Origin of the sequence: Bradyrhizobium sp. AC87j1 (assembly GCF_002936975.1) — a bacterium.
GTDB lineage: Bacteria > Pseudomonadota > Alphaproteobacteria > Rhizobiales > Xanthobacteraceae > Bradyrhizobium > Bradyrhizobium shewense.
The window spans coordinates 1-16,533 of record NZ_PTFE01000061.1; the positions used below are offsets into that span (position 1 = coordinate 1).

At 59.2% G+C, this 16,533-nt stretch carries 23 protein-coding genes; 10 read left to right on the forward strand and 13 right to left on the reverse strand.

The window, feature by feature from the left end; all coding sequences use genetic code 11:
* On the forward strand, positions 1 to 249 hold a 249-nt coding region (locus tag CV770_RS43050), incomplete at its 5' end, for a hypothetical protein (RefSeq protein ID WP_210203162.1).
* Between the two features lie 144 nt (positions 250 to 393).
* On the opposite strand, the gene CV770_RS41755 is transcribed toward CV770_RS43050, so the two are convergent.
* Positions 394 to 705, reverse strand: coding sequence for a hypothetical protein (locus CV770_RS41755; protein WP_146101354.1), 312 nt, complete (start codon positions 703 to 705; stop codon positions 394 to 396).
* 50 nt (positions 706 to 755) lie between these two features.
* A complete protein-coding gene (locus CV770_RS26605) occupies positions 756 to 1,004 on the reverse strand; it encodes a helix-turn-helix domain-containing protein (RefSeq protein WP_104464472.1) in 249 nt (82 codons plus the stop codon).
* A 90-nt stretch (positions 1,005 to 1,094) separates the two neighbouring features.
* Here CV770_RS26605 and CV770_RS26610 point away from each other — a divergent pair, with 90 nt between their 5' ends.
* Together CV770_RS26610 and CV770_RS26615 are read left to right on the forward strand one after the other, a co-directional pair.
* Complete coding sequence (locus CV770_RS26610; RefSeq protein WP_104464473.1) at positions 1,095 to 1,424, forward strand: hypothetical protein; 330 nt, start codon at positions 1,095 to 1,097, stop codon at positions 1,422 to 1,424.
* Positions 1,425 to 1,965: 541 nt separating this feature from the next.
* Positions 1,966 to 2,814: a hypothetical protein gene (locus tag CV770_RS26615; RefSeq protein WP_104464474.1), complete on the forward strand. Its 849-nt coding sequence runs from the start codon at positions 1,966 to 1,968 to the stop codon at positions 2,812 to 2,814.
* A 65-nt stretch (positions 2,815 to 2,879) separates the two neighbouring features.
* Here CV770_RS26615 and CV770_RS41760 read toward each other — a convergent pair whose 3' ends face one another.
* Together CV770_RS41760 and CV770_RS26620 are read right to left on the reverse strand one after the other, a co-directional pair.
* The gene (locus CV770_RS41760) at positions 2,880 to 3,071 is read right to left on the reverse strand and encodes a hypothetical protein (protein ID WP_146101355.1); all 192 of its coding nucleotides are present in this window, start codon (positions 3,069 to 3,071) and stop codon (positions 2,880 to 2,882) included.
* 236 nt (positions 3,072 to 3,307) lie between these two features.
* Positions 3,308 to 3,592, reverse strand: a complete 285-nt coding sequence (locus CV770_RS26620; RefSeq protein ID WP_104464475.1) for a hypothetical protein — start codon at positions 3,590 to 3,592, stop codon at positions 3,308 to 3,310.
* Between the two features lie 537 nt (positions 3,593 to 4,129).
* On the opposite strand from CV770_RS26620, the gene CV770_RS42210 reads away from it, so the two are divergent.
* The 7 genes from CV770_RS42210 (at position 4,130) to CV770_RS44270 (ending at position 7,587) form a co-directional block, all read left to right on the forward strand.
* Positions 4,130 to 4,297 carry a hypothetical protein gene (locus tag CV770_RS42210; protein ID WP_161500033.1) on the forward strand — a complete coding sequence of 56 codons (168 nt, stop codon included), beginning with the start codon at positions 4,130 to 4,132 and terminating at the stop codon, positions 4,295 to 4,297.
* Between the two features lie 80 nt (positions 4,298 to 4,377).
* Positions 4,378 to 4,938, forward strand: a complete 561-nt coding sequence (locus CV770_RS26625) for a hypothetical protein (protein WP_104464476.1) — start codon at positions 4,378 to 4,380, stop codon at positions 4,936 to 4,938.
* 589 nt (positions 4,939 to 5,527) lie between these two features.
* On the forward strand, positions 5,528 to 6,037 hold the full coding sequence (locus tag CV770_RS26630) for a hypothetical protein (RefSeq protein ID WP_104464477.1): 510 nt from the start codon (positions 5,528 to 5,530) through the stop codon (positions 6,035 to 6,037).
* A gap of 22 nt (positions 6,038 to 6,059) precedes the next feature.
* Entirely contained in the window at positions 6,060 to 6,392 is a 333-nt protein-coding gene (locus CV770_RS26635; protein WP_104464478.1) for a hypothetical protein, read from the forward strand.
* Positions 6,393 to 6,406: 14 nt separating this feature from the next.
* Positions 6,407 to 6,829, forward strand: a complete 423-nt coding sequence (locus CV770_RS26640; RefSeq protein WP_146101356.1) for a hypothetical protein — start codon at positions 6,407 to 6,409, stop codon at positions 6,827 to 6,829.
* Positions 6,830 to 7,139: 310 nt separating this feature from the next.
* A complete protein-coding gene (locus tag CV770_RS44265; protein ID WP_502693615.1) occupies positions 7,140 to 7,469 on the forward strand; it encodes a hypothetical protein in 330 nt (109 codons plus the stop codon).
* Positions 7,447 to 7,587 carry a hypothetical protein gene (locus tag CV770_RS44270; protein WP_502693616.1) on the forward strand — a complete coding sequence of 47 codons (141 nt, stop codon included), beginning with the start codon at positions 7,447 to 7,449 and terminating at the stop codon, positions 7,585 to 7,587. The genes CV770_RS44265 and CV770_RS44270 overlap by 23 nt, the downstream gene beginning before the upstream one ends.
* 225 nt (positions 7,588 to 7,812) lie before the next feature.
* Here the strand turns inward: CV770_RS44270 and CV770_RS26650 are convergent, their stop codons facing one another.
* The 9 genes from CV770_RS26650 to CV770_RS26690 form a co-directional block, all read right to left on the reverse strand.
* Complete coding sequence (locus CV770_RS26650; RefSeq protein WP_104464480.1) at positions 7,813 to 8,031, reverse strand: hypothetical protein; 219 nt, start codon at positions 8,029 to 8,031, stop codon at positions 7,813 to 7,815.
* Between the two features lie 626 nt (positions 8,032 to 8,657).
* Positions 8,658 to 9,659: a hypothetical protein gene (locus CV770_RS26655; protein WP_104464481.1), complete on the reverse strand. Its 1,002-nt coding sequence runs from the start codon at positions 9,657 to 9,659 to the stop codon at positions 8,658 to 8,660.
* Positions 9,660 to 9,881, reverse strand: coding sequence for an HGGxSTG domain-containing protein (locus CV770_RS44275; protein ID WP_104464482.1), 222 nt, complete (start codon positions 9,879 to 9,881; stop codon positions 9,660 to 9,662).
* Positions 9,850 to 10,380, reverse strand: coding sequence for a hypothetical protein (locus CV770_RS26665; RefSeq protein WP_146101357.1), 531 nt, complete (start codon positions 10,378 to 10,380; stop codon positions 9,850 to 9,852). The genes CV770_RS44275 and CV770_RS26665 overlap by 32 nt, the downstream gene beginning before the upstream one ends.
* Before the next feature lie 163 nt (positions 10,381 to 10,543).
* Complete coding sequence (locus tag CV770_RS26670; protein WP_104464484.1) at positions 10,544 to 11,065, reverse strand: hypothetical protein; 522 nt, start codon at positions 11,063 to 11,065, stop codon at positions 10,544 to 10,546.
* Positions 11,066 to 11,376: 311 nt separating this feature from the next.
* Positions 11,377 to 13,470, reverse strand: a complete 2,094-nt coding sequence (locus tag CV770_RS26675; protein ID WP_104464485.1) for a hypothetical protein — start codon at positions 13,468 to 13,470, stop codon at positions 11,377 to 11,379.
* A complete protein-coding gene (locus tag CV770_RS26680; RefSeq protein WP_104464486.1) occupies positions 13,470 to 13,958 on the reverse strand; it encodes a hypothetical protein in 489 nt (162 codons plus the stop codon). The genes CV770_RS26675 and CV770_RS26680 overlap by 1 nt, the downstream gene beginning before the upstream one ends.
* 63 nt (positions 13,959 to 14,021) lie before the next feature.
* Complete coding sequence (locus tag CV770_RS26685) at positions 14,022 to 16,019, reverse strand: glycosyl hydrolase family 28-related protein (protein WP_161500034.1); 1,998 nt, start codon at positions 16,017 to 16,019, stop codon at positions 14,022 to 14,024.
* Between the two features lie 196 nt (positions 16,020 to 16,215).
* Positions 16,216 to 16,401, reverse strand: a complete 186-nt coding sequence (locus CV770_RS26690; protein WP_104464488.1) for a hypothetical protein — start codon at positions 16,399 to 16,401, stop codon at positions 16,216 to 16,218.
* Positions 16,402 to 16,533 lie beyond the last annotated feature (132 nt).

Sequence of the window (16,533 nt, forward strand, 5' to 3'; positions counted from 1 at the left end):
AGCACGCCTCACGGTTTCGACAACCTTGGCCGGCAGCGTAGCGTCATGCTGGGCCAGAGCCGCCCTGATAAGCGCCACGGTCTTCTCGCTAGCGTCGCCTTGGATAACAACCGTGCTGCCGGCGTGAACGGTGGTGGCACCACCCACTCCGTTGCGCAGCACATTTCTATCATCGCCTCGAAGATCCTAAATCGTGAGATCAATGTAGTGCTCGTGCTTCCCCGGCAGCTGCTAATATCTAACCGGTAGCTGTCGCAGGCTGCTTGCCCGCGATGGGCATTAGCATTTCCTTTTGGCCAGCTGACGCCTTCTTTGGCTTCCTGGCAGGCTTTGCCTCCTTCGCCGGCGCAGCTTTCCGTGGTTAGTGAGAGATAAATACTGATTCTGAGGGGCCTACCGCAAGACTTTCGCGACATCACACTTACTGCTGCCATTTCCAACAAAAATGATTTCACCAACGGTGTACCCGGCCGGCGCATCGATCTTGAGAATGGCCTCGCTGTAGTAGACGTACTCGTAACAGTAGCGCGTCATCACATAGATGCTCTGACCGACCACTTCGTAGAGATCTTGATTTTTTCGAGTCACTTGGACTTTGTAATAATCTGATGGAAAGGCCAGAGTTGGCCAAATTGACGCGGATACCGCAATTCCTACCGCCACTGCTAATCTACGCATGATCTTGCCCCCAAGATTTGTCGGCATCGAACCGCAACCGGAAGGCGAGCGCAAGTAGAATCGGGGCGAGGGGAGACCTACCGCTTCGCCGCTTTCTTTCTTAGCCGCACCCCAGCACCTCCGCCGTTCTCTGGGATGAACTCGACGCCTCCCATTTCGAGGGCCGAGCGTAGCTTATCGCCCGTTTCGGCCCGCCCACCGACCTCCCCATCTTCTGACTCCAAACGCGCGATCGTTGGCTCCGATACGCCCGACGCTTTCGCCAATTCACCCTGGGACCAAGCAAGAAGAGCTCGGGCGGCCTTCATTTGACGGACCGAAAACATTTCAACCTCTTCGATAGAATTTCTATTGATTGCATAGCGGGCGGGTGGTAATAGAATTTCTATCAAATACAGAGCCTGAGAGCAACCCCAGTGAGCAACAACACCTCCCCGGTGAACGGCGAAGCCATGCCTTCAACCATCCTCACCATTGCCAATCGGACGGGTTCTGCAAAGCCTCGCCACGTCACTCCGCGCTCGCTTCAGGCCGCTGCCCTCCGTTCCAGGATCATGGTTGAGGCTCACGCCCGCGCGAAAGAGGACTACGCCGACGAGCTGTCCTGCCGCGGTCGCGTCCATCACGTGGACCGACCCTATGGCTATTATCTCGCCCTCCAGATGCGCAGCGGCTTCGCTGAGGCTCGCGTTGCGCGCACTGGCATGGCTCCAGCTTTCGAACTTGCCCCGCAGCGTTGGGCATAATGGAGCAGGACATGCTTTCTCCGACCACTAACTCCAATCAAGTTCGCGTTCCTGCCCGCCTGCTTCTCAAGGGGGACGTCACCGGCTCCAACGAAACCGTGCTCGGTGTGAGCGTAGGCGTTGCGACGCCCCGGGGCAAAGTCGAGGTGTTTCTTGAGAGGGCCGGTCGCCAGCGCAAGGCGATTTGGAACGCCTCAACAATCATCGTTATTCGTCGCGTCCAAGGTCGCGAACGACAACGGCCCCAGCCTGGAGCCTTCGTGCGGGGATCTTCACAGGACCTTGCCCGAGACTCATCAGCGACCTCTCTAACTGCGCTTTTCTGATGGCGCGACGTGCCGCGGGCATGCCCCGACTCAGTGCAGTCAATCAGCCGTCGGCGTTTTTGCCGGCATCACCCAATGAGAAAGGCTTGGCTATGAACATCCAACAACAGACAAGCGCTCAGTGTGCGAGTGCTGCACCGTCAAAGACCGGAGAAAAACTGCTCTCCAATGTCTACGCATCTCGCAGGGGCCGCTCTCCGAGCGAGCCAAAGGGAATGGCGAATGCTGATACCGTGATGGCTCGGTTAGAAAGTGGCCTGCCGTTGAAGGACGCCTTGATGCCTGGGGCCTCCTATGAGGGTTGGCACTCTCATTGCAAACTGTTTCCGCAATGGGCGGCGAGGGCCAAAGCGCTGGTTGAGCGCAATGCTTTAGCTGGCAAGCAACGCAAGCTGGAAAAGATGGGCGTGGTGAAGAAGCGCGCCATGACCCACTGCAAGAACGGGCACGAGTTTAATACGACGAATACGCGCTTCCGCCCGAGCCAGGATGGCACCGGCCTATTCTGGCGCCAATGCAAAATCTGCGAACGTGAGCGCCAGCAGTCGACCGGCCCGGTCCTGAAGTCGGCGCTTCAGGAGAAGCTCGTCGATGCGATGAAGCGAGATGTTCCCTGGAGGACGCTCCGCCGCATCTGCCCGAACCTCCTGGGGTTCTACAGGACCGTCCGTCAGGTCGAGAGCTTTCGTCAGGCTCACCATAAATGGGCAATGGGAGGACAGAAGCGCAAGGGACGCGCCATGACGCGATCAAACGCGCAGAGACGGTACCGCCAGCTGATGGAGTTGCTCCCCGAGCGCATGGACGAGCAGCGCAAGATGCGGATCATTGGCGCCATCTACGAGGCGCACGGCTCGCGTCGGTACAAGAGCAAGCCCTTCGGCATCACGAAAGCGGCGAAGTGCATCAGGCAGTTCATTGCCGACGACTACAAGCAGCACCCCGACAAGGCTTATGGGGACATCAAGACGCCTTGGTCACTCGATGCGCCGATCTATGACGATGGCGAGGCAACCCTGGCTGACCGCGCAACCGGCGTTATTTGGGACGAAGTGCCCGTGTAGGGATGATGGGGCGCGCGCAATGAGCGAACAGGCCCGCCGGTTCACGCCGGCGGCCTCCGTCGATTTCAGAAGCGCGGCTTGTCGGCAGGCGAAGCAGTAAGCGAACGTAGCGCTTGTTCAGCTTGCTCCTTGGTCAAACCGGCGGCCCAGCCGGCCCTGATCAGTGCTGGGCCTTTGCGTTCGCGATCGTAGACCATCCAACCTTTGCCTCCCATTCGAACGAAGAATCGGCTGGGCGATGGGATTTCGTCAGTCAATGAAGTTGCTCCCGCTGTGCTATGCACCTTGCTTCATTCAAGCACGTCGGGAAAATATGGCAATGCACCCAAGCTCCCGCGGTAGGTGCCGGTCACGATTGGCGGCCGGCTTCTTCTTAGGAACCAGTGCCAAGCCTCGGGCTTGGTGCTGTGCTCCGGCTCCATGCCCCCCTGCGGGCCGGGGTAAGTCCCAACGGCCCCAGTCGCCGCCAAATGGCTGGGGCCGTTTTTTGGGGCTATCGCGTTCGATGACCCGTGATTGCAAGCCGCGGATCTCCGCGCTCGAAGTCGGGCCGCACGTCGGCGCCTCGACTGCCGCAGCCCTGACATATGAAGCGGGGCTCAATATCCGAAAGTCGCACCTCATCCGGCCAGGGGGCGCCGTCCAACGCGACATGGTGGCCGCAGTGGCAATAGACCAGGATGCCGCGCAAGCCCATCGAGCGCATCTGGCCGAAGGTGATTTTCATCGGCCGTCCGTCGGGGTGCATGGGCGTATGGCGGCGGCCAGGGTGGGGCATGACTACGCAGGGTGAGCGGAAGACATGCTCCAATTGATTCCGCGGAGGGCGGCCGGAGGCAAGCCACTAGGGTTTGTGGCCGCCGGCAGAAGTCCCGCAAGTCCTTCGTCAAGCGACAGGGGTTGGGATTGGGATGGTACGTGCCGGAGAGCATACGGCGCAATTCGCGGCAATTGAGGCGGAAAGCCCTCCCCAGGAATGAACCATCACGTCAAACCTACGACAAATTGACGTGCTATGTGTTGTTCCAAGGCCATGGACCGTGTCAAATTGCACGGTAGCAGGAACGCAGCGGTTGTATTACCGTTGACAAGGCGTCGTGAGTCATGCGCAATAGCCATATCAACAATCATCACTTGTTGACGTGGGGAAAGAACATACATCTGGCCGCAGGATGTTTGGTCGCTTAAGAAGTGATTAACTAATTGTAATCACTGGAATTAATCGCCCGTTCATCTGGAACGTTGTAAGGCATATACCTTGCAACGTTTTGCTGTGTCCAGAAGGTTAACAAAGTCTTAAAGCCGGAGGGCTGCGATGGATAGGACTGACAAGAAGGCGCTGCCGAAGGCGGGCGACAAGGTCGTCCGCATGTACCCGAATAATGGGTTGAAGCAGCCTGTGCGCAAGTACGAAGACACGTTCAGCGCGGTTGCTGTCGTGAAGGAAATGTTTTTTGCTAAGGAAGAGGTGGCGGAAGCCTGATTCTCCTTCTTTTTTTGGGAAAAGGCCTTGCTTATCGCAGGGCCTTTTTTTATGCCTAAAAGTTCCGCTTGAGGCAACCTATGGCTGAATTTGAACGATTTGAACAACTCGACGCCAAGGACTTCTTTGTCGAGTTCGTCACACAGCATTTTTCTACCGCATGGGTAGAGGTCACCGCTCCTGTCGGGCTGTCACCCGTCGTGGACCAGGAGCGTGTCGAATTTGCTTATGAAACGTACATCAATAACCTGAACGAAATTCGGGTGCGTTTGCACTCCCAGAACCCGGATCACTACAAGCGCGCGGCCGCTCTTTTGGACGCCTTGAACCGCGCAGAGGTTATCCAGGATTTGGAATATGACGGCGTCCTAAAGTCCGCGCTTGAGGACAATACCGCCATCGGGCTCAGCTACCATGATTGCCAGTATAGATTGAAGTTCATCGACTTCTACGAAGCTAGCGCCAATCAGGTCATGGCTTTCGATTTGGCGTTCCGGTGCTGCCAAGCTTACGAAGCGGCAGAGGTGAAATATTCACCCAACTACTTGGAGAACATGGTCCACTATCTTTGCGAGAACACAGACCAAAACGTCCAATCGCTCTACATGATCTTTAAGTCGTACTGGTTCGAGCACCTTTAGAGGGGCGGTCAATCCCAGCATTTGCCACCCTTCCGCCTTCCTAGAGACCTCATCTCAACCACGATGGCGTGTCAGCGATGGCCGGCGGCAGGTCCTGGCCTCGTTCGTAAACCAGGCCCCAAAGCTCTCGCGCCACAACATCATTGACGTCCGCGATTTTGGCTGAAGCTAAGCAAGACCAACTCTCGCCGATCAGAGGTCTTCGCTGTCGTCGATAATGCGCAGCCTATTCGGTATCGCCAGGTACAGCCCCTCGACGCCATGGCAAGACTTTCGGGATCTGCAGATCCTGTTTACGGCCAGCATGCAGCTGTATTCCGCGACGGTCATGCGGCCAACAGAAGTGGGCCGCGGGACTGGCGGAATGCTCTGAAATGCTTTGATTGACAACACGCCAGAAAGTGACACCCGGGAGCATCCCGGGTTTCGAAATGCGCAAAGTGGTCCAGGAGGATATCGAGGAGCGGCGGAAGCTCGTCCGACGTGAGTTGAATTGAGGCGGCTTGCTTTCTCTCGCTGGTTGCGCTTCGATCGGCTATAGCCGGGGGGCGAGCGTATGAGGTTATGGGGCGTCTTGGCGCTTTGCGCCGTGTTGACTGGTTGCGCGTCGGCGCCGCCGCCGACGCCACCGGCGCCAATCGCGCTGATCGGCACGCTCGACCTGAGCAAGCCAGGCGTCGACTTCCTCATCACCGATGCCCCCGAGACGCTGCGGTGCTCAGCTCACTCCGTCTCCGGCAAGATCCCGGAGGCGGTCAGCCTGCCCCTCACCTGCGAGAACGGCCAGGCCGGCACCCTGAGCCTCACCAAGGCTCCAGCGCTCCGCGGGATTGTGGCGTTCGACAACGGCACCACCGGCGACGTCACGTTCACGATCCCGGCCGCGGCACTCCAGCCTCCTCCGCCGGTCGCGACGGCCGCACCGGGCTATCCAAGCACCGTCTCGCGCACTTACTCTCGCTCGCACTACTCGACCGGCTACGTGCGACCGCACTATCGGAGCGGCGGCTATGTCCGGCCACATTTACGGAATGGCCACTACGTCAGCGGGCACTATCGCCGCGGATCCTATGTCCGCGGGCACTACCGGCGTCGTTAGGCAGCACTACCAAGGGAAGCGCATGGCGATCGAGGATCTTGTCGACGACTTCTGGCGCGATGCTCTGACATCGAACGCCAGCGGCCCCGAGGCTCAAGCGAAATGGAACGCCTTCATCTACGGCCTGAAGGACCGCGTCGCCAACTTCCCTCAGGAAGCCCAGGACGAAGTGTTCTTGCGCGCGGCCAAACATAATGCTGGCCGGATCGCGATCGCGCGGCGGAGCCTTGACGCGTTGAGGATCGAACTTGGCCTTCCGCCTGCACACAATCCATTGGTCGACGCGGCCGCCGAGACATTGGTTCGCGCGACTGTCTGGCACGGCGTCGGCGCGCTCTTCCGATGGTTTCGATAGGGAGCGATCAAGCCTTGACGGACCAGGTTTCTTGGAAAGGCCCACCGCTGCCAGCGATCCCGCTCAACCTCACACTCGCTGAAGCAGCGGGTCGCCAAGTCGATGCGGCTATCGACGCTTTGCAGCGTGGCGACTTCGACATCGCGCTGACGCTCGCCGGCGCCGCGGAAGGCATGATTAAACGAGACGGTCCACACATGTTCGCGTGGCTAAGGGACAACCAGAAAGCGGCCGAGCTCTTTCCCGATAAAAGGCAGTGGATCAACACCCTCAATCGCGAGCTCTACTGGCTGAAGCATGGCGGTGAAGAAACGATGGAAATAGATTGCGCAACGGCCGTCTTCATGATCGCACGCGCAATGACCAAGCTCGACGCCTGGACGCCGAAGATGGACGCCTTCAAGCCATGGCTTCTCGACAATTTGGACAACGTTTAGAGGAGAGCGTGGAATGAAACGGCTTCAAAAATTCGAAGAGCGCGGCGCCTTCGGTGAGGGCCCCGGCCGCGTCGCCTATGCGCTCGATCCGGCAAAGCTGCCACAAGCGATGAGCGGCTTTCGAATGGCGTGAGGTGACCGGCTTCAAGCCAGGCGCTGCGATTCTGGATGACAAGAGTTTGAAGCCACTCTTCGAGGAAGCATTGAAGGCGGGCTTCGCGATCGTGAGACGCGACGGATAGGGACAGTGGCGAGTTGCTGAACGAATATCACTTTCAAGTTCGACCCCTGGGAAGGGCGCACTAGTCGCATGCCTCAAGCCCTGATCACCGAGCTTGAGAAAAAGATCAAAATTTCTTCTTTGAAGGAAAATAAGCCTGTCGCGCCAAGCATTTACGCTCGTCGCGATCGTGGCAGCACTGGCGGTGCAGTCAATGCGGACGAATACAGCATGTTTTCATTTGTTTTCATCCGCGCCCCCCCCGAAAAGCCGTGCAGAATGTTCACATTTATTGAGCTTTGCAGCGCGACATGGACAGCAACCGCCACTATTTTGCTGACCCTGCGGGACATTCATTTGCGTTCATTTGCGCATCAACCATCAGGACGCCTATTCGATGGACGGCCCCTGCACCAATGAGGCCGAAGAATACTTCTCCCGCTTGCGCCGTGGCGAGATGACATCCATCACCAACGGCGCATCGATTAATCGATCTGCAAACCACGCGCCAAGCGATCAAAAAGCACAGGCGCTGTGACGCCGTAATAAAAAGCTGCCCAAAGACCTTGGGCATCCATCATAACCGGCAATGGGCCTGCTGCCAGCAATGCGAAGCCTGTACGCAGGAAGATGAAAAACGGCTCTTTATAGATTGGAGGACATCCGCCCCCAGTCTTGGTAGATAGCCTAAGAGCAGCTGCTAGTTCGATTGCTACGCTCCCGAGTACCCCGGAGCCGTAAGCCTCATAAATACCGAGTGACATTATCCCTTTAAATGATGCCCATTTATGTTCTTGGCACCACCCCCAAAGCGCAATACCCCAATATAGAACGCGGCGCGCTTGACCATGCGCTCGACAATGCCAGTACGATGGGACATTTTATCAGCAATTACAAGTAGATTAACGACAGCCAACACAACCATCAAGGCGACGGTCACGTAGCCAAAGTAATCGAGTATCTGATTAACAGTTGCTTGCATGGCACGCTCCAAGTGAAGGGTTCAGCGAACGCTCTTCCAGTTGTCTTTTGGAGATTGCTCGTAGTTCAGTTGTAGGAACCTTAATATTCGCGCGCAAAACGTAGAAATCAAGGCGCTTTTTGAGTTTTTTTCTCAATTCCTCTCTTGAGTTAACGCGTAATCGTGATCCACAGAAGCAAGCTGCCACCTGACCGGCCTGTCCCTATTGATCTGGATCACGCCCTTTCCGACGTGGTTTGAGGCTATGCTGGATGCCCAGCGCCACGTTCTGCACGTCCTCCCTGGAGGCGTCCTGTACGCCATGGGCGGCGAGGATGGCAGCGGCTAGCTCCTGAGCCGTCATCGGCGCGGCGCCGTCCTGCGTTTGCGCCACGTTTGCATTTTGCCGTTTGTTTAACGAGATTGGCACCCTATTCGGCCCTACTTTAGGAGCTGCCAACTTGTAAAACTTGCCTACTTGATTGTTTTTCAAGATGGGGAGGCCGGTCTATATTGTGCTACCGGAGTGCTAACCCGTCCCTCTAGATCCCGGATGAGGTTCGCCGCGGCCCTGAGGAGCGTCCCGGTTTTGGGGTCTACTTCCTGCGCTCGCTCCTGGAGCGCCTTAACGACGGATGCATATTCGGTCATTCCCGGGCTCCAGTCTGTGTCTCTGATTTGCTCGAGCCGCCCCGGGACCACAGCTCTAGGAAGCCGTTAAATGGCCGCTTAGAGGCCTCCCGCCACGCTGCCCGTTCTCCGGCAGACGCACGCATTCGTCCTGCTGGCCGTTTGGCGGCGGCTTTCGCGCGGATGGCGGGCTTTGCCTTTGCGGCTTCCTCGATCTGCGCCACTCCGATACGCTCGTCCGAAAGAACGCGCTTTTCGAGACTCCGCCTAGTTGGCGCCGATAGCACCGAGCCCGACAGCATCACCAACGCCCGCCATGACAGCCTCGAGGTGATATCCGCTCGGTCGCCGTAGACGCGTGCCACCCGCATCAGATCAGAGACGACCTGAGCTTCCAGGTCGTACTTCCCCCGCACCAGCTCGCCGAATTTGCGGTTGTTCGGGGTCTGCTCCCTGATCGCCGCCAGCTCGCGGCCCAACGCCACCTTGGCCATGATTGCGGGAATGCGGGCCTCCGAAAGCGGTATCTTGGCCGGCCGTGGAGCTTCTGGCACTGGTGCTTCCGTGAATAGCCTGGCGAGCCTGCTTTCGAGCGAAATGGCCAGATAGTTGCCGAGCGACTCTTCCCGGAAAATCTCTAGCCCCCGCATGGTGTCGACCAGCTGAAGCAAGGGGATCCGGTCGAATGAGGCAATCCAAACAAGCCCCTTATCGGGCCACTCCGGCCGCCGCGTCATGACCTGCGAAACAGCGCTGATCACCGGCTCGGTTAGGGCGAGCTCGTTTCCTTCAGATTCGATGATCGTTCGGATGACGAGAGTCGCGTGAGCTTCTCCGTGATACCGGATCAGCTTCTGAAGCCGCTCCAAGGCTTCAGGCAAGACCGGTGGAGCTTCTAGCGCGATCAAGAGCCGCTTGGCCGCTTCCAGCGCCGCACCCCACTCGACGAGCCCGAGGGACCTGATAAAGGCTCGGGTTTCGAGGTCGCCAGCGGGTGCGCTCTTCTTGCTATTTCCCATTCAACTCACGCTGCCTCGGAGCAACTCTCTCGCCGCCCGCATCAGGGCAGATACCTCTCGCCGTCTTGCGATTGCCTCTGCCGAGTAGTGCCCGTGTTTGAAGTTGTTCTTGTTGCCCTTAGGGGCTCCAGGAGACGGACCGCCATGCATTCGGCAGCGCCCGTTCGGCATACCAAACGCTTGGCAGGGACTACCGCTCCGTGTCTTCGCCCCGCACCGCATAGGGTTGTTCCTCCAATTTCCTGAGCCCCCCGGCCCCCTGGGGCTCCACAACTCCAACTACGGCCTGCCCGCCCGCGTGAACGTGCACATGCTCGACTGTGACTTTCTGCTGACCCTTGCCTCGGTGACGGTTGAGAGCCTCGAGCAGCGTGGCGAATGTCCGGGAGAGCTTGTTGGCTTGAGTCAGAGCCTCCGACCTCCCGATAAAAGGTTGCTCCGGGAGCATCGCCCGACGGTGGCACTCCATTGCGGCGTTGTGCGTCCCGATCATTTGCGCCATGAGCATGCCCTCGAACTCGTCATGAGGCTTCATGCAGATCATGCCGACCAAGATGCCCTGTTCCCGCTTGGCGTTGTCCGCCGGGTTGCTGGTCTTCCAAAGGGTGGAGATTGCCTGACTGGCGACGATTTCATTCCAGTCGTCGGCTTTCGACCCGCCAATGGGCTGAAGTGCGCCCCGGAGCGCCTTGTGCAGATCGAGAAGCAACGTCTTCGGCATGGCCGCGATAGGATCCTGATCCTCTTGCGGCTCCAGCTCCGCCGGAGAGGCTGGCTTGATCGCCTTCGCCTGGTGCGCTCGGCCAGTCTTGGACCCGACTGCACCTTCCTTAAGCTTCCGCGGCGACTGGGTGCGGCTCGACTTGCTCACCTATGGCAGCCCCTCAGACGCCGAGACGGTCAGCGAGCGCCAGAATGAGCGCCCGATTCTGTTGGTCCGGTGTGTACTGCTCCCACTGGGATGCAGCGCTATTGATCTTCCGCGCCTTGCTTTCGAGCGCGGTTGCAATCTGAGACATTTCGGCCGTCGCCTCGTCGTACCCTTCGACTGACCTCACCGAGGGCTCGACCGCCGACGGCGGGGCGGTGATGGGCTCAAGGAGGGCCATATCAAAGCCGAGGATTTGATGCGCGCGCTTGTTGTCGGCGATACGCGCCTGGCCCGTGCCAATCTGCTGCCAAGCAGTCACCGCTCGCGAATGCTCTCGGCTGTGCTGCTTGATTGCCTCGTTAAGCGGCTGAGCGGCCTTTGCTTCCGCCTCTGCGGCTTCCCGCTTGGCATCGAGCTGGCGAAGCCGGAGCAGGTCATTGTGGCTGTAGCCGCCGACCTCAAGGCCATTGCCGTAGAATTTGCGCAGCCGCCCTACAAGGGCCTCGTATTCGTTGCGTTCGGGGTTGGCGTACATCAGTTCCTCGTTCCGTTAAGCGCTGTCCGCGCGATCATCGTGATGGCGGCACCGACATGCTCTGTCGGATATTTCCGCTGAGTTTCAGAGGCCGGGGAATTGACCTGCAGCGATCTGCGCTACATCTTCAATCAAGACCACCGCCATACAGGGCTTCAGCACTCTCATGCCTCGAGAACCGATCCTCACCAAAACCGGCTACGTGGTCCTTCCGGCAATTGCTCTCTCCTTTACGGTCCTCGTTTCTGCCCGGGTGCTGGGTTACGAAAACAGCGTTCTCGGTACGCTAGGCGTATTGATCGTCACCCACGTCATCTCTGGGGTCGCGAACGCGATCCTCGAGTATCGCCATCGTCAAGAAGCTTATTTCGCAGAGCTGGACCGGATACGGCGCTGGCAAGAGTCGCAACCCGACCCATTTGGTCCAGACGCTTCTGAAGACCAGACAACCTTAGACGATCGGATAAAAGCTCTCCTGTCAGAGCGTTGAAATTGTGGTCGCCAATCTTGCGGGTTAGAAGCGGCGCTATCTGGCTGTACGCATCTGAATGACGTTGCGCCCTCGCCCCCTCTAAGATCGTCTGGGGTTTCATCCAATCAGGAATGAACGAAGCCGGCCTGGTAAAATCCAGGTTCGACACGTAGCCCATCTCGCTGGGTGCAGGCAGTATCGCGCCGACCCGCTCTCGCTTCGGCGTCGTTTGGCTTCCTCCGATTACGTTCTCGACCTTGCTTTTGCCGAGCACCTCCGCTTCTAGGTCGGCAACCAGCTGGTCGGAGCGCTTCTTTCCGAAGAGCAACTCAAGCTTCTGTCGGCCGGCCCGGGTGAGCAACATATTGCGCGCGGTGGTATCGCCCCGGACACTGTTCTCAATCACCTGCTGAATCGCATCTCGCGCTCCCTGAAGGCGCGCGGCGCGTTCTGGCGTCGAGAGGTTGACCAGCTCATGAGCTAGTTCGTCGTGTCTTGTGTTCCTGGCGAAGGTTTTCTGGCCCTCCTCGATCTGGTGAAGCAGCTCAGAGTGCTCAGCATAGGTATCCCTCGCCTTGCGCCAAACCTTACCGGCGGGTGTCTTATCGATTTCCGAGATAAGCTCGCCTTTCAGATTCAGCAGCTCCCTCGCCAGCTCTTTGTCGGGCTTACTTTTATCGAGCGCCTGTGAAACACGACGGTCTAACCCGCGCTTCACATAGTCCCAGGTCTCCGCCGTCGGAAATTCCTTCTGCGGCCCACCGGTGAAGAAGGCTCGATTAATTGGCCTGCCTGAAATGCCAGACAGCTCCTCGGCCAAATCAAACGCTCCCGCCTTTTCGAGGCGCGGGATCAGCGCCTTGATCTCTTTGGTGGGTTGCACCGCCATGGTACGGAATTGATTGTAGAGCGGATCAGCGCCGGTAGCGCGCGCCTTCTCGATGCCCTTCGTCATGTCGGCAACCGAGACGTACGGTACCGTGTTTTGGTCCAAGGACTGCAAGATACGGCTCCCCTGGCCTGCAGCGCGCTGCCGGTAGGCTTCGCGGACAACCTGCTTGTGAGGACCGGGGATGTCGGCGAGACCGCCAGCGAGGTCGGTAGTCGACTGATTGACATCCGCCAGCATGCCGGAGCTGCCAAACCTGCGGCGCGCCTCCGCGATTGAGGCTGGCGTTTCCCCTTCCAGCGCGTTCACAAGCATGTTTCGACCGACGGAATTGACACCGGCGAGCTCACCGCTTCGGCGAGGTAGCCACTGCATCAGCGCATTGGCACCAGACGAGATCGCCTCACCGAGGACGGGGCCCGCCGCCCCGCCGGCCATGGAGAGCGGCACCGGGCCCAAAAATCCTTGATCAAGCGGATTGTTGCCTTTGAGAAGTTGGTTGGCCGTCTCGAGCGCCGCCATGCCGCCGGCGCCCTGATACACACGCGCACCAAGAGAATTGCCCTTGAGCCCCATCATGCGAGCGCCGAGTGCGGTCCTTCCCATAGGCCCCAGAAGCATAGCTGTCCCGGTCACGTCAGCGGCGGTCGACGCCAGCGGATGCTCCTCCGCATATCGCTCGTTGATCGCGCCCTGGGATTCCAGATTCTCGCTGTATCGCTGACTGAAGGTCTTTTTACGCGACTCTTCGTTCAAAAGCGGCTGCACGACGGCTCCTGCTGCAGCGGTTGCCTTGTCTAGCAGAGGCCCGAGTATCGGAACGCTACTTGCCATGCGGTTGTTGAAGCCCGACATATCGGCCATATCGCCGCGCGGACGTGGACGCTCGGGCGACCTTGTGCCCGATTTTACTGGCGCGGAAGTCTCGACCCCTCGTGCGTATCGGTCGAAAATGTCATCGCCGCTCGCGGTTAAGGTCGAAGTCCGGATTGACCCTCTGGAATACCGATCAAAGATATCATCGCTCGACATCTGCTGGGGCATTAGCGCATTCCCCCCCGCCGCTGATCACGAGCCCGTCTCTCTCTGATCTCTTCCTTCCGATTCCACTCCTCATCGGAGTCGCGGTCAGAAGGCCGTTCGCTGCCGCTGTTCGCATCTACAATCGGAACCGGTGAGCGCGGCCGGCGATGATCGCGAACAGCCGGGGGTGCGAGTCGATTGATTGCAATCGCCCGCTGGATTGGCGACAGCGCCATAAGTTGATCTGCCCTTTCGAGGTCCTTGCTCAGCTCAAGCAGAGTTCTAGCCGGCTCTTCGACTTCGAGAGCGGCCTGCAGGATCTCTCTCGGGATGCTAGTGCCATCATTCAGCATCGAGAGATCGCGCACCGCCTGGTCCCACCTGTCACCAAACTCCGTTACTGCGGCAGTCTCGACGGCAAGGAACCTCGCATTCAGCTCCTGACTCTCACTCTCGCGTGCAGCTTGGGCGCGCACAGTTATCTCGCTTGGACTTGCTATGTCTCTCATCGTTCCTCTCAAAACAAGTCAGCTTCGCGATCGGCGCCGCGGGGCCGGAGTGCCGGCTGTCTGCTAGTAAGTTGCCAAACCAAGCTGGTTGCCCGTCTTTGCGCAGGACGCCGTGGCCTGCATGTAGACGGTACAGGCGGCGCCACTAGGCCGGGCGTTGATCACAGTTGTGAAGTTTGCAGGCGTGCCCGTTTCGACATGGATCAAGTTCGTCGCAGGTCCGAGCGCGCCTATGATCGTAGTCATTGGCGGGGACGAGCCAGCACCGTTGATAGAGATGCAGTTTGTGACGCCGCCCTCACAATGCAGGCCGTTGACGAAGTTCGTACCCCCGTCCCCAAACCTCACGCCAGATCCGCCGGCGGATGCGCCGGCGATGTGTGACTGACCATCGATCACGAAGCCAAAATTGCCGGACAGATCGAAGGCTGGGCCGCCACTCGTGAAGTAGGTCGGGTTGATGACGCAGAGCCAGCCACGCATGCCGAACATTGACTGACCGCCATATCCGGTATCGTATTTGACGCACCCGCGACTGAGGCCATAGATCGCCACTCGAGCGATAGCATCGCCGCTCTGCGCGTTGTTCGAGTAGATCATGTAGGCCGAGCCGGAGAGGAAGCCCCCGAACAGAGTGATGTCCCAGACCTTGTTCTCGAAATTGCCGACGTGCGAACTGGAATCTCCCAGCGTCACGAAGTTCGTTCCGGCGCTATCGCTATTGCATTGCTTGATCTGGGATGCACCCCATCCGGCCCCACGGAATAGCGTATATTCATAGACCACAAGACCGCCGCAGACCTTATACGCGCCCTGCGGAACATAAACGGTTGTTCCGTTATATCCGCCGGTCGAGTCGGCGGGACCGTTGCCAATCGATGCATACTGCAACGCCGCGCGCATGGCTGGACCGTTGTCGGTTGCATCGCCATCTGTCTGCCCCGCAACAAAGTCGGCGACGGCACCGAAGTGCTTGACGCTCACAGAGGACTCGGGAGCATACTGCAAGGCATTTCCGACGCTATCCGTGAAGCTGCCCAGCGGGCTCGAGAGGGTCGCAACTTGAATGACGGGGTTGGTCGCGCATCCCGTGATGCCGGTCAGGGTCAGCTGGTCACCGACCTTGTAAGCTCCGCCAGGCGTCGACTGCGTGAACGAGGAAAGCACATTGCCGGCAATGACAGCCACGCCCATCAGGCGCGAGCCGTTGCCGCCGGTCGGCGCCACCCCGTAATAGGTGCCATTGGTGCAGGTCGAGCCTCCCGATACGGTCGTGAAGGTTGAGGTGAAGGCATCGGTGAAGGGAGCATTGCCGATGGTCGCAACTGTGATCTGCGGAGCTGGGCCGCAGCCGCCAATCTGGTTGCACGATGCCGTGAGCACGTCTCCGGCCGTGTAGCCGTTGCCGCGCGAGCCAGCGCCAATTGGCGTGACCGCGGTGGCCACGCCGCCAGAGCATGTCACCGTGCCGGCAAACCCGGCGCCAGTACCGCCGCTGAATTTCACTCCCGCCCATGTGCCGTTGGTGCAGGTCCCGGCCGTGGTGATCGTGTAGGTGTTTACGGCGCTGTTCTTGTTGACATATGTCGTGCCGCCGCCATCTCCCGGGGTCGTGTAGCCCTGAGTCGTGACGGCCCGAAACGCTGACAAGTTCAGGGTCGCGGCAATAGCGCGCGACGGCACCACGGGGTTGATGCCGCACTGCCAGCCGGTGCCGGCGACCCATTTCGTGATCTGATAGGTCAGCGAGCAAGCCGTCAGGGCAATGTCGGACGTTGCCAAGCCGTCAGTCGTGCCCTTGAACGTGTTGGCCGGGCCCGGGATGATGTTCGCATTGGCGACAAACTGGCTGCTCGATGAGATGCCGCTATCCTTCAGCAGTCCAGTGGCGCCGTCGAAGCTGGCGAAGTTGTTATTCACCACCGGCGCCGTCGGCATGATCGAGTTGATCACATCGTTTTGGAACGCGCGGACGCCAGAGGGCGTGATCTGGCCGGTCGTCTGGTCGGGGAAGGTCGTGCCGACCTCGGTATTGAGCTGGGCTTTCGTCTTCTGGGCCATGGCCGGAGTGGCCAAGGTCACCGTGAGCAAAACCCACATGGCAACATTGAGGACCCTCCACATCACCGGCCCCCTTCAAAATCGCGGGAGAACGATGAGGCCTCGAAACCGCTCGGCTTTTCGCCGCCGAGATGCCAGAGCGCCGCTGCAATGAGGGAGAGACCCAGCGCGAAAGCGCATGCAAATTTAGCCATCATCAGGCAGCCCCAGCGATACTGTTGGGGTCGATGCCGTCAGCTCGCAGACGATCGGCCAAAGTCGCCCGCACAAAATCGCTACGCGACATCAGGCGCGAGTTTGCTGCGGCATCGAGCGCGTTTGCGAATGATTTTGGGGTCTTTATCTGCACCAGCGTGTCATAGGCTGGTCGATCTGATTTCATGAGGTCCACCGGCGAGAAGCGTGGACGCGCGATCAGAGCGCGGCGGGCCGCGTTCCATCAGCGAGCGCCAACGCGCTGTGTGAGAGGCTTGGTTTCTCGCTCGCCAGAGCACGATCGGATTTGACGGAGCAT

What these genes read in the sequence shown, in the direction of transcription:
- CV770_RS41755 (WP_146101354.1), bottom strand. Translation starts at nt 705, where the DNA reads ATGCCGACAAATCTTGGGGGCAAGATCATGCGTAGATTAGCAGTGGCG.
- CV770_RS26605 (WP_104464472.1), bottom strand. Translation starts at nt 1,004, where the DNA reads ATGTTTTCGGTCCGTCAAATGAAGGCCGCCCGAGCTCTTCTTGCTTGG.
- CV770_RS26615 (WP_104464474.1), top strand. Translation starts at nt 1,966, where the DNA reads ATGGCGAATGCTGATACCGTGATGGCTCGGTTAGAAAGTGGCCTGCCG.
- CV770_RS26620 (WP_104464475.1), bottom strand. Translation starts at nt 3,592, where the DNA reads ATGCCCCACCCTGGCCGCCGCCATACGCCCATGCACCCCGACGGACGG.
- CV770_RS42210 (WP_161500033.1), top strand. Translation starts at nt 4,130, where the DNA reads ATGGATAGGACTGACAAGAAGGCGCTGCCGAAGGCGGGCGACAAGGTC.
- CV770_RS26625 (WP_104464476.1), top strand. Translation starts at nt 4,378, where the DNA reads ATGGCTGAATTTGAACGATTTGAACAACTCGACGCCAAGGACTTCTTT.
- CV770_RS26635 (WP_104464478.1), top strand. Translation starts at nt 6,060, where the DNA reads ATGGCGATCGAGGATCTTGTCGACGACTTCTGGCGCGATGCTCTGACA.
- CV770_RS44265 (WP_502693615.1), top strand. Translation starts at nt 7,140, where the DNA reads ATGCCTCAAGCCCTGATCACCGAGCTTGAGAAAAAGATCAAAATTTCT.
- CV770_RS44270 (WP_502693616.1), top strand. Translation starts at nt 7,447, where the DNA reads ATGGACGGCCCCTGCACCAATGAGGCCGAAGAATACTTCTCCCGCTTG.
- CV770_RS26650 (WP_104464480.1), bottom strand. Translation starts at nt 8,031, where the DNA reads ATGCAAGCAACTGTTAATCAGATACTCGATTACTTTGGCTACGTGACC.
- CV770_RS26655 (WP_104464481.1), bottom strand. Translation starts at nt 9,659, where the DNA reads ATGGGAAATAGCAAGAAGAGCGCACCCGCTGGCGACCTCGAAACCCGA.
- CV770_RS44275 (WP_104464482.1), bottom strand. Translation starts at nt 9,881, where the DNA reads ATGCGGTGCGGGGCGAAGACACGGAGCGGTAGTCCCTGCCAAGCGTTT.
- CV770_RS26665 (WP_146101357.1), bottom strand. Translation starts at nt 10,380, where the DNA reads ATGCCGAAGACGTTGCTTCTCGATCTGCACAAGGCGCTCCGGGGCGCA.
- CV770_RS26670 (WP_104464484.1), bottom strand. Translation starts at nt 11,065, where the DNA reads ATGTACGCCAACCCCGAACGCAACGAATACGAGGCCCTTGTAGGGCGG.
- CV770_RS26675 (WP_104464485.1), bottom strand. Translation starts at nt 13,470, where the DNA reads ATGCCCCAGCAGATGTCGAGCGATGATATCTTTGATCGGTATTCCAGA.
- CV770_RS26680 (WP_104464486.1), bottom strand. Translation starts at nt 13,958, where the DNA reads ATGAGAGACATAGCAAGTCCAAGCGAGATAACTGTGCGCGCCCAAGCT.
- CV770_RS26685 (WP_161500034.1), bottom strand. Translation starts at nt 16,019, where the DNA reads ATGGCCCAGAAGACGAAAGCCCAGCTCAATACCGAGGTCGGCACGACC.
- CV770_RS26690 (WP_104464488.1), bottom strand. Translation starts at nt 16,401, where the DNA reads ATGAAATCAGATCGACCAGCCTATGACACGCTGGTGCAGATAAAGACC.